We start from the raw sequence: 12,597 nt of genomic DNA on the forward strand, positions 1-12,597 counted from the left end.
CTCAGCTCGCCTTCCTGTGCTCGCGGACCACGGTTCCCAGGTCGTCCAGCGTGACCACCTCGGCGGCCAGCCTGGCCGCCAGCCGTACGGCGAGGCCCAGCCGGACCGGGCCGCTCTCGCAGTCGACGACCACGCACGCCACGCCCCTGAGCAGCCCGGCTGCCGCGTCCACGTCACCGCCCGCGGTCGCCCGCCCGTCGGTCACCACCACGACCAGCGGACGCCGGTCGGGATCGCGCATCCGCTCCACCCGCAGCACCTCCGCCGCCCTGGCCAGCCCCTCGGCCAGCGGCGTACGCCCGCCGGTCGGCAGCGACCGCAGCCGCGCCGCCCCCGCCTCCACCGACGACGTCGGCGGCAACGCCACCTCCGCGCCCCTCCCCCGGAACGTCACCAGCCCCACCTTGTCCCTGCGCTGGTAGGCGTCGAGCAGCAGGCTGAGCACCGCCGTCTTCACCGCGGTCATCCGCCTGCGCGCGGCCATCGAGCCGCTCGCGTCGACCACGAACAGCACGAGGTTGCTCTCCCTGCCCTCCCGCACGACCTCGCGCAGATCGCCGCCGCGCAGCAGCAGCCCGGCTCCGGTCCGACCCCGCTCCTTCTGGTACGGCGCCGCCGCCAGCAGAGTCGCCGGCAGGTGCAGATCCTTCACCTTGCCGTGCGGCACCCGCGCCCCGGTCGCCCTGCCACGCGGCGTACGCGCCCGCGACCTCCGCCCAGAAGCACCGGCCCCGAGCCCGGGAACCTTCATCACCGGCACCCGATACGGCGCCCCCACCCCGGCCACCGCCGTGACACCGCCCAAGGAGTCGTCCCCGCCTTCCTCCTGGTCCGCCGCCCCTCTTTGGTCGAGCTGGGAGTTGGGCCCGGGATCCGGCGTGGGTCCCGCCTCGCCCTGGTCAAGCTGGGAGTTGTGCCCGGTTTCCCCCCGGTCGAGCTGGGAGTTGGGCCCGGGATCCGGCGTGGGTCCCGCCTCGCCCTGGTCGGGCTGGGAGCCGGGGCCGTCCGGTGGGGTGTCAGGGGTGCCGCCGCCGTCAGGGTCGTCGTCGCCCCGGTGGCGGTCCAGGAGTTCCTCCAGCAGGTCCTCGTCCAGCCCCGGCGCGTCGAACGGGTCCCGGCGCCGCCGGTGCGGCAGGGACAGCCGGGCCGCCACCCGCACGTCCTCCTCCGTCACCCGGTCCCGCCCCTGCCAGGCCGCGTGCGCCATGGCCGCGTTCGCCGTGACCAGGTCGGCGCGCAGGCCGTCCACCTCGAAGCCCGCGCACACCGCCGCGATCTGCAGCAGCCGCGTGTCGGGCAGCGCGACCCCGCCGCGCAGCAGCGCCCTGGCCCGCAGGATCCGCTCGCCGAGCGCGGACTCCTGGGCGGTCCACCGCGCCACGAACTCCTCGGGTGAAGCGTCGTAGGCCATGCGCCGCCGTACCACCTCGGCCCGCTCGTCCGGGTCCCGCGACGCCTTCACCTCGACGGTCAGTCCGAACCGGTCGAGGAGCTGGGGGCGCAGCTCGCCTTCCTCCGGGTTCATGGTGCCGACCAGGAGGAAGCGGGCGGCGTGCCGTACCGACACGCCTTCGCGCTCGACATAGCAGGTGCCGAGCGCGGCGGCGTCGAGCAGGAGGTCCACGAGGTGGTCGTGCAGGAGGTTGACCTCGTCGACGTAGAGCACGCCGCGGTGCGCGCCCGCCAGCAGTCCCGGCTCGAACGCCTTCACGCCTTCGGTCAGCGCGCGTTCGACGTCGAGCGAGCCGACGAGCCGGTCCTCGGAGGCGCCGACCGGCAGTTCGACCAGGGAGGCCGGCCGCCGGTGGCGGTGTTCGCCGGGGTCGTGCGGCCCGTCGGGGCAGTCCGGGTCCGGCGCGGCCGGGTCGCAGGCGAACCGGCAACCGGCCACCACGTCCACCGACGGCAGCTGGGCGGCCAGCGCGCGGACGATCGTCGACTTGGCGGTGCCCTTCTCCCCGCGGACGAGCACGCCGCCCACCCGGGGCGAGACGGCGTTGAGCACCAGCGCCAGCTTCAGGTCGTCGAGCCCGACGACCGCGCTGAACGGGTAGGTGGCGATCAAGAGGTGACCTTCCGGTGTTCGAGGGCGTCCCGGTTGACGTGGGCGACCCGCCAGCCGCCGCGGGTGACGGCCAGCTCGGTGGTGGACAGTGGCGCGAGGTCGAAACGGGCGGCGTGCAGCGGGGGCAGGCCGAGCGCGTGGCCGAGCGCGGCGCGGATGACTCCCGAGTCGCAGATGACCAGGAACGGCCGCCCGCGCCGGCCGTCGAACCTGGCCCGCGTCTCGTCGAGCCACCCCGTGACGCGCGCCGTCATCCGGTCGAGGCTCTCGCCGCCGTGGGGTGCCGCGCCGGGGTCGGCGAGCCAGCTCGCGAGCGCGTCCGGCTCCTCCTGGGCGACCCGCGTGTACGGCAGGCCGCCCCACCGGCCGTGATCCGCCTCGGCCAGCGCGTCGACCACGATGGGCGCGAGCCCCATGGCCGAGGCGGTCTGCAACGCGGCCACCGACGGCGCGACGAACGCCGCCCCCGCCTGCCCGGCCGTCAGTATCTCCCCAAGCCCACCGGGCTCCGCGTCGCCGGGCACGCCGGGCTCGCGGAGTTCGCCGGGCTCGCGGAGCTCGGGCCGGATGCCGGGTCCCGCGTATGACGCCGTCCTGGCCAGGTCGGCGGTCCCGGCCAGAAGGGCGGCCTTCGCCAGGCTGGCGCGATCGGCCTGCTCCGGCGCCGGGAAGCAGGCTGTGCGCATGCCTGGTGTGCTGGCATGCCGTACGAAAAGCACTCCGCTCAGCTCGGTGCGGCGGCTGGGACGGCGGCGGTGGTCCGGCGGGCGGCGCGCTCGCCCGCCCAGGCGAACAGCGCCCCGAACGCCGCCCAGAACACCAGCTGTGTCCCCAGCGACGCGAGCCGGAACTCCCACAGCAACGTGGCCGGAAAGCCCGCGGGCACCTCGTCGACCCGCGGCAGCAGCGCCAGCGCGGCGACCACCGGCACGAGGAAGGTCACGACGGTGACGCTCCAGCGCGCCCACGGACCACCGGTGACCCGGCGCCCACTGGCGACCGCGATGGCCACGGCGGCCAGGCCCACCAGCACCATGACCACGTAGAGCAGGGTCCGGCTGCCGATCGTGTGGGGGTCGCCGACGGCGGGCGGGTTGGCGGGATATTTCAGGAAGGGCAGCAGGACGATCGCCAGATAGGCCGTGCCCGCGGCGGCGAACGCGAGGGCGGGGTCCGACCTGGGCCCGACCCGTCCGCGCAGCCCGGCCACGACCAGGCCGAAGATGCCGCCGACGGCGAGACCGTAGAGGCCCGTCGCGAGGAACAGCCCGGCTTTCTGCACCGGCCTGCTGACCTCGGCCTCCTCACCGTGATGATCGTCGGCGGGCGCGGCGGGCGCTGCCGCCGCCGCGGCCTCTTCCAAAGCGATAGCGCTGTCGACGTGGGGCTCCCCCGCCAGGAAGGCGAAGGCGCCCGCGAACAGTCCGGCCAGCAGGCCCAGGAGCAGGCCTCTGACCACAAGGGTGCGCACCATCGTGCCCGGCCTCTAGTGGCAGGGCACGCCGAGCAGGTGGCGCCCGTCGTGCATCAGCTCGTGGAGCAGGGTGCCGGTCTGTGAGACCGCGCCGTTGTCCATCAGGACCAGGTACGCGATCAACAGGAACAACGGCACGCTCAGCAGCCAGGGCCGCAAACGGGGAAAGGGCACGGACGTCGAAGTGGTCCCACCACTCATCAAGGCCTCCTCAGGGATGACGCGTCCCAACAGGTGAGGTCACGGCCGTGAGGTGACCTGGCTCCCGGGATCTACGTCCCGGATACAGTGGCGCGTCCGCACCGGCATCTCACCGGATTTCCCCTGACAGCCGTGAAATCTACCGGAACGTATCCTTTCCTCCGGTTCTCGTCAACAGTCACGTGATCTTCGAGAGGTCGATGATCACGTTTTCGCCCTTGAGCGGATAGTGCACGAGCCGGCCGTCGCCGACGCCCGGGTGAACCACCTGCATCCCGCCATCGTCGCCGGGCCGGATGCCGAGGTCTCCCGAGCGGCCCGTGGCCAGGTCGAGCAGCGCCTGACCGCGGCCGGCCGAGTCGAACCGCACCGTCATGAACCGGTCCGCGGCGATTCCGGGCATAGGGATCTCGGGCAGGTCCCGCTCCTGGGTGCCGTCGCGCAGGCGCATGAAAGCGGTCCGGTCCGGCCTGGCGCCGACGCAGGTGAGCACGCCGCACCGCACCCAGGTCTCGCCCGCGCGCACCACCGCCCTGTTCGTCTCGCCCGTCTCGGCGTTGACGATCTCCTCGTAGCTGGTCTCGCCGTTGGGCGTGTAATCGCTCGGCGTCCCCGCCCATGGCCAGCTCAGGATGTGGTGCCGCTCGGCCCCCCGCACCGCCTCCACCTTCCCGCCCCCGAGGGGGAGGGTGGAGACGCCGCCGCCGTCCATCACGGAGAACGCCAGCCGGTCACCGGCCACCGCCATCGTGTCGACCCGTCCCGGCACGGTGGCCAGGCGCTCCGTGCTCCCGCCTTCGAGCGGGACCGACCACAGGCCGGTGCCGCCGTCCTCGATCGTGCTCCAGAAGACCCGGTCCGTGCCGATCGTCCAGTTGCTGGCGAAGACACCCTTCGGCGTACGGATATTGGTGATCTTCCGGCTCGTCCGCGCCTCCAGGTCGTAGGCGTAGATCGCGTTGGCCTTCTCGTGGCTCTCCCACGTCTCGAACAGCACGGACCGGTCGCCGATCAGCTTCAGCGGGCGGATCTTCGCGCCGCCGCGCAGCTTGCCGGGGATCTTCGTGACGGCCGCCGGCCACACCTTCTCCACCGGCTCGGCCTCGGTGATCCGGGCCGGGGTGGAGGTGGGACGGATCGCGGGGATCGGCTGCCGCGGAGGTTCGCCGCGCAGCGCCACCGCGGCCCCTCCGGCGATCACCGCGACCGCGACCGCCGCCATCAGCGCGTTCGCGCGGATCCTGCGTCGCCTGGACCGGCCGGCGATGTGCGCGGGCAGGCCCTGGGGGGCGTGTGGCGCGCGCTCGGCGGCGTGTCCGAGGGTGGTGCGCAGCTCGTCTTCCAGAGTCATCGGGCGCTCCCGTTCGTGGCGGAGGGGCGGTCGATCGCCGAGCGGAGCCTGCTCAGCCCGAGCGAGGCGTGGCTGCGGACCGTCCCCTGGGAGATGCCGAGCACCCCGGCGATCTCCGCGTCGGTCAGCTGCTCGTAGTAGCGCAGGACGAGCACGGCGCGCTGCTTCTTGGGCAGCCCTTCGAGCGCCTGCCAGAGCCCCTGCTCGGACTCCGAGGGCAGAACGTCCTCGTGCGAGGTCTCCGGCAGGTCCCAGCCGAGCCGTTCGCGCCGCCGTAACCGCCAGGTGCTGATGTGCAGCCTGGCCATGGTCACCCGCACGTAGCTCTCCGGGTCGCGTTTGCCACGCACCCGCGGCCAGGCCCGGTGCAGCCTGATCAGCGCCTCCTGGGTCAGGTCGGCCGCGTCGTGCGGGTTGCCGCTGAGCACGTACCCGTAACGCAGGAGCGCGTCGGCGCGCTCGGCGACGAACGCCGCGAAGTCGTCCACCCTGGCCTCACCCTTCTTCTGTCCATCACATCCCAGACGCACGAAGGGCGGATTCTGTTGAATGTGAGGTGAGACGCTTTACCTACTAGTTCAGTTGCCAATACCGGTGTCACGATCTACGTTGGGCCGAATGACAGACGAGCTGGACCGGATGTTCGCCGAGTTCTACGGGGAGATCGCCCGACTCCAGGGACTCCAGCAAGAGATCGAGCAGGTACGCGGCCGGGGTGAGGCCGCCGAGGGCCGGGTCGTCGCCGAGGCCACCATGACCGGCGCCCTGGCCGGGCTCACCATCGACCCCCGCGCCATGCGGCTCGGCTCCGACGAGCTGGCCGCCGCCGTCCTCCAGGCCGCCGCCGCGGCCGCCCGCGACGCCGGTGATCAGGCCAGAGCGCTGGCCGAGCCGTTCACCCCCGACGTGCTGCGATGAAGATCAACCCCACCCGCGCCTCCATCTACGGCTTCGGCGCCCTCGGCATCACCGCCTTCGTCTTCCAGATGCTCGCGGTCGACTACCCGGAAGGCGACCCCGACCGCGCCCGCCAGGCCCGAGACACCTGGCTACGGCTGGCCGAACGCGTGGAGAAGAGCTCCGGCAACACCTACCCCGCCGCCGAGTCGGTCTGGCGGCGCAACAGCGGCGAGGGGGTGGACGCCTTCAAAAGGACGGTCACCGCCGGCCTCCACCCGATGCCGCCGGCCCTCGGCTACCCGGGCAAACTGGCCGCCGCCTGCCGGGCGAACGCCGAGGCCTGCGACGACTTCGCCGAGATCGTCGAGACCGTACGGCACGCCTACTGGACCATGGCCTTGGCCAACCTCGCCAGCTTCATCTTCATCACCACGTTCCCGTGGCAGGCGGGGGCGGCGTACCAGATCACGCAGTTCCTCATGCGCAGGGCGCAGGCGAAGCTGCTGTCGAAGCTCCTGGAGCACGCGGTCGCGCGGGTCGTGCTGGCCAAGCTGACCGAGTACTCGATCGGCAGCGCCTTCTTCGCCATCGGCGACGTGGGCGTGGTCGCCGGGGTCAAGGCGGCGCGGGGCGAGGACCCGGGCTCGCTCGGCGACAACGCCCGGCAGGCGCTCAAGGAGTTCGCCGCCTCGGTGGCCTTCTACGGCGCCTTCGACGCGGCCATGCCCGCGGCCAGGGCCGTGACCAAGAACCTCGACCTGCAGTACTTCATCGGCCGCATGGCCGGCGGCTCCGTCGGCTACGGCCCCAGCTACGACGCCATGAACGGCCAGGGCGGCGAGGACCTGATCCCGACCTGGAAGGAAACGCTAGGCCGGATGCTCCTCTACTTCACGATGGCCCACAAACCCGCGGGGTGAGCAGGATGGAAATCGACCGCGCCCGGCTGCGCGCCGTCGCCGACGCCTACGACACCGAGCGCCGCGACCTGGCCGACCACGTACGGCGGGCCGCCGCGGAACTGACCGCCATCGGCGCCTTCTGGGGCGGTACCCAGGAGGGCGTCACGTTCTTCAAGGGCGACGGCGGCGCCCGCGGCTACGAGGCCCACACCGACCAGATCGCCAAGGGCCTGGTCCATCTGGACGAGGCCCACGAACAGCTCGCCGAACGCCTACGCCTCATGGGCGACCTCGTCCGGGTCGCCAACTGGGACAGCATCGCCGACCTCCTGTCCAAGCTCCCCGAGCCGGACGAGAACCCCAAGATCTGGGGCTCACCCGCTGAGCCCGAGTAGGAAGGCCACCGGGACGGCCGCGACGGTCAGCGCCACCGCCCACCACCGCGGCGCCGGGCCGGCCTGCCTCAGCACGCTCACCCCGAGCGGCGCCAAGGCCACGACCAGGCCGGCGACGGCGAGCAGGGAGGGCAGGTCCGTGCTGCCCTTGAGCACACCGAGCGGCAGCCCGGTGGCCGACGCGAGCGCGACGCAACGGGCCACGCCGACCGCGCCGGGACCGAACGCCTTCGCGCGGAAGGCTCCGACCGCCAGCACGATCCAGCCGGCCATGATGACGACGTTGACCGCCTTGAAGACGTGGACGGCCCCATACGTGCCGGCCACGGCCTTCTGCGCGGCCTCGAGCCCGAGCGCGTCGACCATCTGGAAGGCCAGGTGGCCGACCCCGGCGTGGAAGACCCGGCCGAACAACCCGAGCACCACCAGCGTCACGCCCCACCGCGCCCAGCCGGGGTGCGTGGCGGAGATCCGCCGGGCCAGCGCGACCGCGGCGGGCCACAGGAGCACGAGCCCGGCGGCGAACAGGCTGTAGGACAGAGTCATCGTGCCGGGCTGCCGGGCGTAGGCGGCGAGCTGGCCGGGGAAGAAGTCGTCCTGGCCGATCCGGGTCAGCACCCCGGCGAGAAGCAGGAGCGGGCCGAGCAGCAGCCCGGCCGCCTCGACCCACGGGCCGGGGAGAGAGTGTGTCCGCGTCATGCCGATCATTCAATCGGCGCAGGTCAGCGGGCACATTGGCACAGAGGCGAGTATTGCGGGTACACCTAGCACTACCCCCCGGCCGGTCGTTGGGGGGTAGATGCGGCACTGGTTCGCCCGGGAGATCGTCGACGCGGGGAAGCTCCGGCTGTTCTGCTTCTTCGTGCTGTTCCTGCTCACGTTCCTGTTCATCAGGTTCAGCGTCCGGATGATCAGGAAGCGGGTGCGGTGGTGGCCGGGGAACGTCACCCCGGGCGGGACGCACATCCACCATGTGGTGTTCGGGCTGGTCTTCATGTGCCTGGGCGGGATCGGCGGGCTCGCCGTACAGGATGGGAGTTCTCCGCCCGCGGGGGTGACCGCGGCGGTGTTCGGCGTGGGGGCGGCGCTCGTGCTCGACGAGTTCGCGCTGGTGCTGCATCTGCAGGACGTCTACTGGACCGAGCAGGGGCGGCTGTCGGTGGACACGGTGTTCATGGCGCTGGCGTTGTGCGGGCTCGGACTGCTCGGGGTCAGCCCGCTGGAGGTCGACGAACTGTTCACCGGCCAGGACCTGATCAACGGCGGGCTCGTCGTCACCGCGAACATCCTGTTCGCGGTGCTCAGCCTGACCAAGGGCAAGATCTGGACCGGGCTGATCGGGGTCTACCTCACCCCGCTCGCGCTGGTCGGCGCCATCCGGCTGGCCAGGCCGGGCTCGCCGTGGGCGCGCCGGCGGTACCGGGAGGGGTCGCGCAAACTGCGGCGCGCCGAGTGGCGCGAGCGCCGGATCCGGGAGCCGATCGAACGGTTCAAGCACTCGGTCCAGGACGCGATCGCCGGTCGCCCCACCCCTTAATCCTTACGGCGTTTTGGCCCCGTACATTGGGCTTCGCCCTTGATGACGGACCGCGAAAGATTGTGACCGATGAACGACGATGACCTGCTCGCGGCCCGGTTCGAGACGCATCGCGCGCACCTGCGGGCCGTGGCCTACCGCATGCTGGGCTCGCTCGCCGAGGCCGAGGACGCCGTCCAGGAGGCGTGGTTCCGCCTCAGCAGGACCGACGTGAGCGACGTCGAGAACCTCGCCGGCTGGCTCACCACCGTCACCGGGCGGGTCTGCCTCGACATGCTGCGCTCACGCGAGTCCCGGCGCGAGGACCCCATCGGCGAACGGCTGCCCGACCCGATCGTGAGCGTCGGCGACCATGTGGACCCGGAGCACGAGGCCCTGCTGGCCGATTCGGTCGGGCTGGCGCTGCTCGTGGTGCTCGACACGCTGGCGCCCGCCGAGCGGCTGGCGTTCGTGCTGCACGACATGTTCAGCGTGCCGTTCGAGGAGGTCGCGGCGATCGTCGAACGCTCCCCCGCCACCACCCGGCAACTCGCCAGCCGGGCCCGCCGCCGGATCCAGGGCGCCCGTGTCGCTCCCGACCCCGACCTGGCCCGGCAGCGCGAGGTCGTCGCCGCGTTCCTGTCCGCCGCCCGTGACGGCGACTTCGGGGCGCTGGTCTCCGTGCTCGACCCGGACGTGGTGCTGCGCGTCGAGGGCGCCGACGTGCCGATCGGCACGCTGCGGGTGATCCGCGGGGCCGCCGAGGTGGCGGGCCAGGCGATGTCGTTCCGCGCGATGGCGGACCGCTACGTGCCGGTGCTGGTCAACGGGGCCGTGGGCATGATGTCCGCACCGAACGGCAAGCCCAAGATCGTCGCCGCGGTCACCGTGTCCGGCGGGAAGATCGTGGCCATGGACATCCTCGCCAGCCCTGAGCGCCTGCGCGGGCTCGCCTTCCTGCCCTCGCCGCCCCGCGACCCCGCCTCTTCGTCCGACGACCAGGACCGACGCTGACCCCGGCTGCCAGCCTCGCGGCCGGGGAGGACGTACGATCAGCGGGTGACCGAAAAGACCGAAACCGTACCTGGCTGGCTCGCTCCCGAAGAGCTGGAGTCGATTCGCGGACGCATGCCGATCCTCTACATCGACGCCGTCCCCGTGCGAGTCGACGAGACCGGTGTCGTGACCCACGTCGGCCTCCTGCTGCGCATCAGCTCCGACGGCGAGGTCAGCCGGGCGCTGGTCTCCGGCCGGGTCCGGCACCACGAACGGGTCCGCGACGCGCTGATGCGGCACCTGGAGAAGGATCTCGGGCCGGTGGCGCTGCCGAACATCCCGATCTCGCCCCAGCCGTTCACGGTCGCGGAGTACTTTCCGACGCCGGGCGTCACGCCGTACCACGACCCGAGGCAGCACGCGGTCTCGCTGGCCTACATCGTCCCGGTGTCCGGTGACTGCCGCCCGCGGCAGGACGCGCTCGACCTCGTCTGGTTCACTCCCGAGGAGGCGTCGTCCCCGATGGTGCAGCAGGAGATGGCCGGCGGGCAGGGCGTGCTGCTCAAGCAGGCACTAGCACATGTGGGACGCTTGACCTGATTTGTAAGCGACGCGTCACTCTGCGCTCAACTCGGAGTCACGTTCGCCTGTCAAGCTCGGTCACATGCGACGACTGGGCTTCATCATCGTGACCGCGTTGACGACCCTGACGACCCTGACGCCGACGGTCTCCGCCGCCGCCGCCGACCCCACCAACGTCGCCCATCGGGGCGCCTCGGCCGACGCCCCGGAAAACACCCTCGCCGCCTTCAGGCTCGCCGGCCGGCAGGGCGCCGACATGTTCGAGCTCGACGTCCGCGAGACCAAGGACCATCAGCTCATCCTCCTGCACGACCCCACGCTGACCAGGACCACCAACGTCGAAAGCGTCTTCCCCGACCGCGCGCCGTGGCCGCTGAGCGCCTTCACCCTGAGTGAGCTCCGCAGACTCGACGCGGGCTCATGGTTCGGCTCCGGTCACTCCGGCGAACGCGTCCCGACCCTCGGCGAGACCCTGCGCACCATGAAGGGCAGCGGCATGGGCCTGCTCCTGGAGATCAAGGACCCGGACCAGTACCCAGGCATCGAGCGCCGCGTGGCCGCCGAACTCCGCAAGAACTCCTGGTGGCTGCAGCCCGGCCGCCTGGTCGTCCAGTCCTTCGACTGGCGCTCGATGCGTACCTTCCACCACAGAATGCCGCGCATCCCGGTAGGCCTCCTCGGCACGCCCCCGGTAGGCCAGCTCCGCACCCTGTCCCGCTACGCCACCCAGATCAACCCGCCCTACCGGTACGTCACCCGGGCCTACGTGAACCGCATCCACAGGCTGGGCATGAAGGTCTTCACCTGGACCGTCAACGACCGCGCCGAGTGGCGCCGCCTGGCCTCCCAAGGCGTCGACGGCATCATCACCGACCGGCCCGGCATGCCGTGACTCACTCCTTGACCGGAATCCGCCGCACCCGCATGATCTCCGCGCCCTCTCTCCGCCACACCTCCCCTTCTTCGGTACGGCCCAGCCGCCGATAGACCTGTCCGAGCACGATGGCGATCCTGCCCCGGGTGAGCTCGTCATCGTGCGCCAGGCCGGCGGCCGCCTCCAGCAGGTGGGCCGCCTCCTGATTTCGCCCGGCAACGGCCAGCGCCCGCCCGCGTTGATAGGTCAGCAGCGCCTTGCCCCGTGCGTCTCCCAGCACTTCATAGGCGCGGATCCCCTCCTCGAAACGCTCGGCCGCGGCGTCGGTGTCGCCCCGGGCCAGTTCGAGCAGCCCCCGCGTCTCGATCATCACCGCCCGCACCTCGGCCGCCTTCTGGGCGACAGCCCCACCCTCAGCACTCTCACTCCCGGCGCCTGCGCTCCCAGCGCTCTCGCCCCCGGCGCCTGCGCCCCCAGCCCGCTCGCCCCCAGCGCTTTTGTCCCTAGCGCTTTTGTCCCTAGCGCTCCCTGCGCTCCCTGCGCTCGCGGCGCTTTCTGGGCTTTCGCCTCCCGCGCTCCCCGGCCCAGGGTTCTCGGTTCCGGTGCACGTTGGCTCTGGTGTCTTGGTCGCATCGGCGGCCCGCTCCACCCCGGCAGCGGCCTTGGCCAGTTCGGCCTCGGCCGCCGGGAAGTCCGACAGCTCGATCAACGCCCTGGCCGTCTGGTCACGCATCCGCGCCTCAGCCGCCCAGTCACCGAGCCGGTGCGCGGACAGGGTCCCGAGCCTGCTGGTCTCCAGCCAGTCGGCGTAGTGCTTGCGGTTGGCATAGAGCGCCCACATGGCCTCGGCGCTCCGCCGTACCAGCTCATCCCACCCCGCGGTGGAGGCCTGCCGCAGCAACGCCAGCAGATTCCCCCGCTCGCTCTCCAGCCAGTCCAGCGCCTCACCGGGACCGTCGAACACCCCCGGCTCCCCAGGACGGTCCAGGACCAGGCAGTGCGCCGCGGTGACCATGCGCGAATACCAGGCCGCCGCCCGCCGCAGAGCCTCATCCCGCTCGGCCGCGGGCTCCCCTTCGGCAGCGTGCGCCGCATGCCCCCGAACCAGCTCATGCAGCCGATACCGCTCGGGCAGCGCCTCCACCACCAGGTACGTCTCCAGAAGCGCCCCGATCAACGGCCGCACCTCACCACCCGCGAGCGCGCCGGCCAGAGCAGCGGTGAAATCGCTCCCAGGCAACAGCCCCAGCAGTCGGTAAAGGCGCGCCGCATCGGGCGGCAGTCCGCGATACGCGGTCTCGAACACCGCTTCCACAACGGGTTCCCTTCCGCGGCGAACCG

15 protein-coding genes and 1 riboswitch are annotated in these 12,597 nt (G+C 72.0%); of the genes, 7 read left to right on the forward strand and 8 right to left on the reverse strand.

What is annotated here, in order from left to right; translation table 11 throughout:
• Window position 1 precedes the first annotated feature (1 nt).
• The 6 genes from ACIBI5_RS32975 to ACIBI5_RS33000 all read right to left on the reverse strand — a co-directional run bounded on the left by ACIBI5_RS32975 (window position 2) and on the right by ACIBI5_RS33000 (window position 5,579).
• A complete protein-coding gene (locus tag ACIBI5_RS32975) occupies window positions 2-2,065 on the reverse strand; it encodes a magnesium chelatase subunit D family protein (RefSeq protein WP_397252637.1) in 2,064 nt (687 codons plus the stop codon).
• Complete coding sequence (locus tag ACIBI5_RS32980) at window positions 2,062-2,751, reverse strand: histidine phosphatase family protein (RefSeq protein ID WP_397252638.1); 690 nt, start codon at window positions 2,749-2,751, stop codon at window positions 2,062-2,064. Before ACIBI5_RS32980 ends, ACIBI5_RS32975 begins: the two co-directional genes overlap by 4 nt.
• Before the next feature lie 38 nt (window positions 2,752-2,789).
• Window positions 2,790-3,539, reverse strand: a complete 750-nt coding sequence (locus ACIBI5_RS32985; RefSeq protein WP_397252639.1) for a CbtA family protein — start codon at window positions 3,537-3,539, stop codon at window positions 2,790-2,792.
• Window positions 3,540-3,551: 12 nt separating this feature from the next.
• Entirely contained in the window at window positions 3,552-3,713 is a 162-nt protein-coding gene (locus ACIBI5_RS32990) for a CbtB-domain containing protein (protein ID WP_397252640.1), read from the reverse strand.
• Between the two features lie 28 nt (window positions 3,714-3,741).
• A riboswitch (adenosylcobalamin (AdoCbl) riboswitch) is annotated at window positions 3,742-3,889 on the reverse strand.
• Between the two features lie 29 nt (window positions 3,890-3,918).
• Window positions 3,919-5,091 (reverse strand): hypothetical protein, encoded by a 1,173-nt coding sequence (locus ACIBI5_RS32995; RefSeq protein WP_397252641.1) that lies wholly within the window; start codon window positions 5,089-5,091, stop codon window positions 3,919-3,921.
• Entirely contained in the window at window positions 5,088-5,579 is a 492-nt protein-coding gene (locus ACIBI5_RS33000) for a SigE family RNA polymerase sigma factor (protein WP_397252642.1), read from the reverse strand. The genes ACIBI5_RS32995 and ACIBI5_RS33000 overlap by 4 nt, the downstream gene beginning before the upstream one ends.
• Window positions 5,580-5,709: 130 nt before the next feature.
• Between ACIBI5_RS33000 and ACIBI5_RS33005 the strand changes: the two genes are divergently transcribed.
• Genes ACIBI5_RS33005 through ACIBI5_RS33015 form a run of 3 tightly spaced genes read left to right on the forward strand, consistent with a single transcriptional unit; the run spans window position 5,710 to window position 7,288 of the window.
• Window positions 5,710-6,009 carry a YbaB/EbfC family nucleoid-associated protein gene (locus ACIBI5_RS33005; protein WP_397252643.1) on the forward strand — a complete coding sequence of 100 codons (300 nt, stop codon included), beginning with the start codon at window positions 5,710-5,712 and terminating at the stop codon, window positions 6,007-6,009.
• Window positions 6,006-6,911, forward strand: a complete 906-nt coding sequence (locus ACIBI5_RS33010; protein ID WP_397252644.1) for a hypothetical protein — start codon at window positions 6,006-6,008, stop codon at window positions 6,909-6,911. Before ACIBI5_RS33005 ends, ACIBI5_RS33010 begins: the two co-directional genes overlap by 4 nt.
• Before the next feature lie 5 nt (window positions 6,912-6,916).
• On the forward strand, window positions 6,917-7,288 hold the full coding sequence (locus tag ACIBI5_RS33015; RefSeq protein ID WP_397252645.1) for a hypothetical protein: 372 nt from the start codon (window positions 6,917-6,919) through the stop codon (window positions 7,286-7,288).
• On the opposite strand, the gene ACIBI5_RS33020 is transcribed toward ACIBI5_RS33015, so the two are convergent.
• On the reverse strand, window positions 7,268-7,987 hold the full coding sequence (locus tag ACIBI5_RS33020; protein WP_397252646.1) for a hypothetical protein: 720 nt from the start codon (window positions 7,985-7,987) through the stop codon (window positions 7,268-7,270). The genes ACIBI5_RS33015 and ACIBI5_RS33020 overlap by 21 nt on opposite strands.
• 100 nt (window positions 7,988-8,087) lie before the next feature.
• On the opposite strand from ACIBI5_RS33020, the gene ACIBI5_RS33025 reads away from it, so the two are divergent.
• The 4 genes from ACIBI5_RS33025 to ACIBI5_RS33040 all read left to right on the forward strand — a co-directional run bounded on the left by ACIBI5_RS33025 (window position 8,088) and on the right by ACIBI5_RS33040 (window position 11,274).
• Window positions 8,088-8,825, forward strand: a complete 738-nt coding sequence (locus ACIBI5_RS33025; RefSeq protein WP_397252647.1) for a hypothetical protein — start codon at window positions 8,088-8,090, stop codon at window positions 8,823-8,825.
• A 69-nt stretch (window positions 8,826-8,894) separates the two neighbouring features.
• The gene (locus tag ACIBI5_RS33030) at window positions 8,895-9,818 is read left to right on the forward strand and encodes a sigma-70 family RNA polymerase sigma factor (RefSeq protein ID WP_397252648.1); all 924 of its coding nucleotides are present in this window, start codon (window positions 8,895-8,897) and stop codon (window positions 9,816-9,818) included.
• Between the two features lie 45 nt (window positions 9,819-9,863).
• On the forward strand, window positions 9,864-10,400 hold the full coding sequence (locus ACIBI5_RS33035; RefSeq protein WP_184971135.1) for an NUDIX hydrolase family protein: 537 nt from the start codon (window positions 9,864-9,866) through the stop codon (window positions 10,398-10,400).
• A gap of 64 nt (window positions 10,401-10,464) precedes the next feature.
• On the forward strand, window positions 10,465-11,274 hold the full coding sequence (locus tag ACIBI5_RS33040) for a glycerophosphodiester phosphodiesterase (protein WP_397252649.1): 810 nt from the start codon (window positions 10,465-10,467) through the stop codon (window positions 11,272-11,274).
• 1 nt (window position 11,275) lies between these two features.
• Here ACIBI5_RS33040 and ACIBI5_RS33045 read toward each other — a convergent pair whose 3' ends face one another.
• On the reverse strand, window positions 11,276-12,571 hold the full coding sequence (locus tag ACIBI5_RS33045) for a hypothetical protein (RefSeq protein WP_397252650.1): 1,296 nt from the start codon (window positions 12,569-12,571) through the stop codon (window positions 11,276-11,278).
• Between the last annotated feature and the right edge of the window lie 26 nt (window positions 12,572-12,597).

Source organism: Nonomuraea sp. NPDC050540 (assembly GCF_044457485.1).
Taxonomy (GTDB): Bacteria; Actinomycetota; Actinomycetes; order Streptosporangiales; family Streptosporangiaceae; genus Nonomuraea.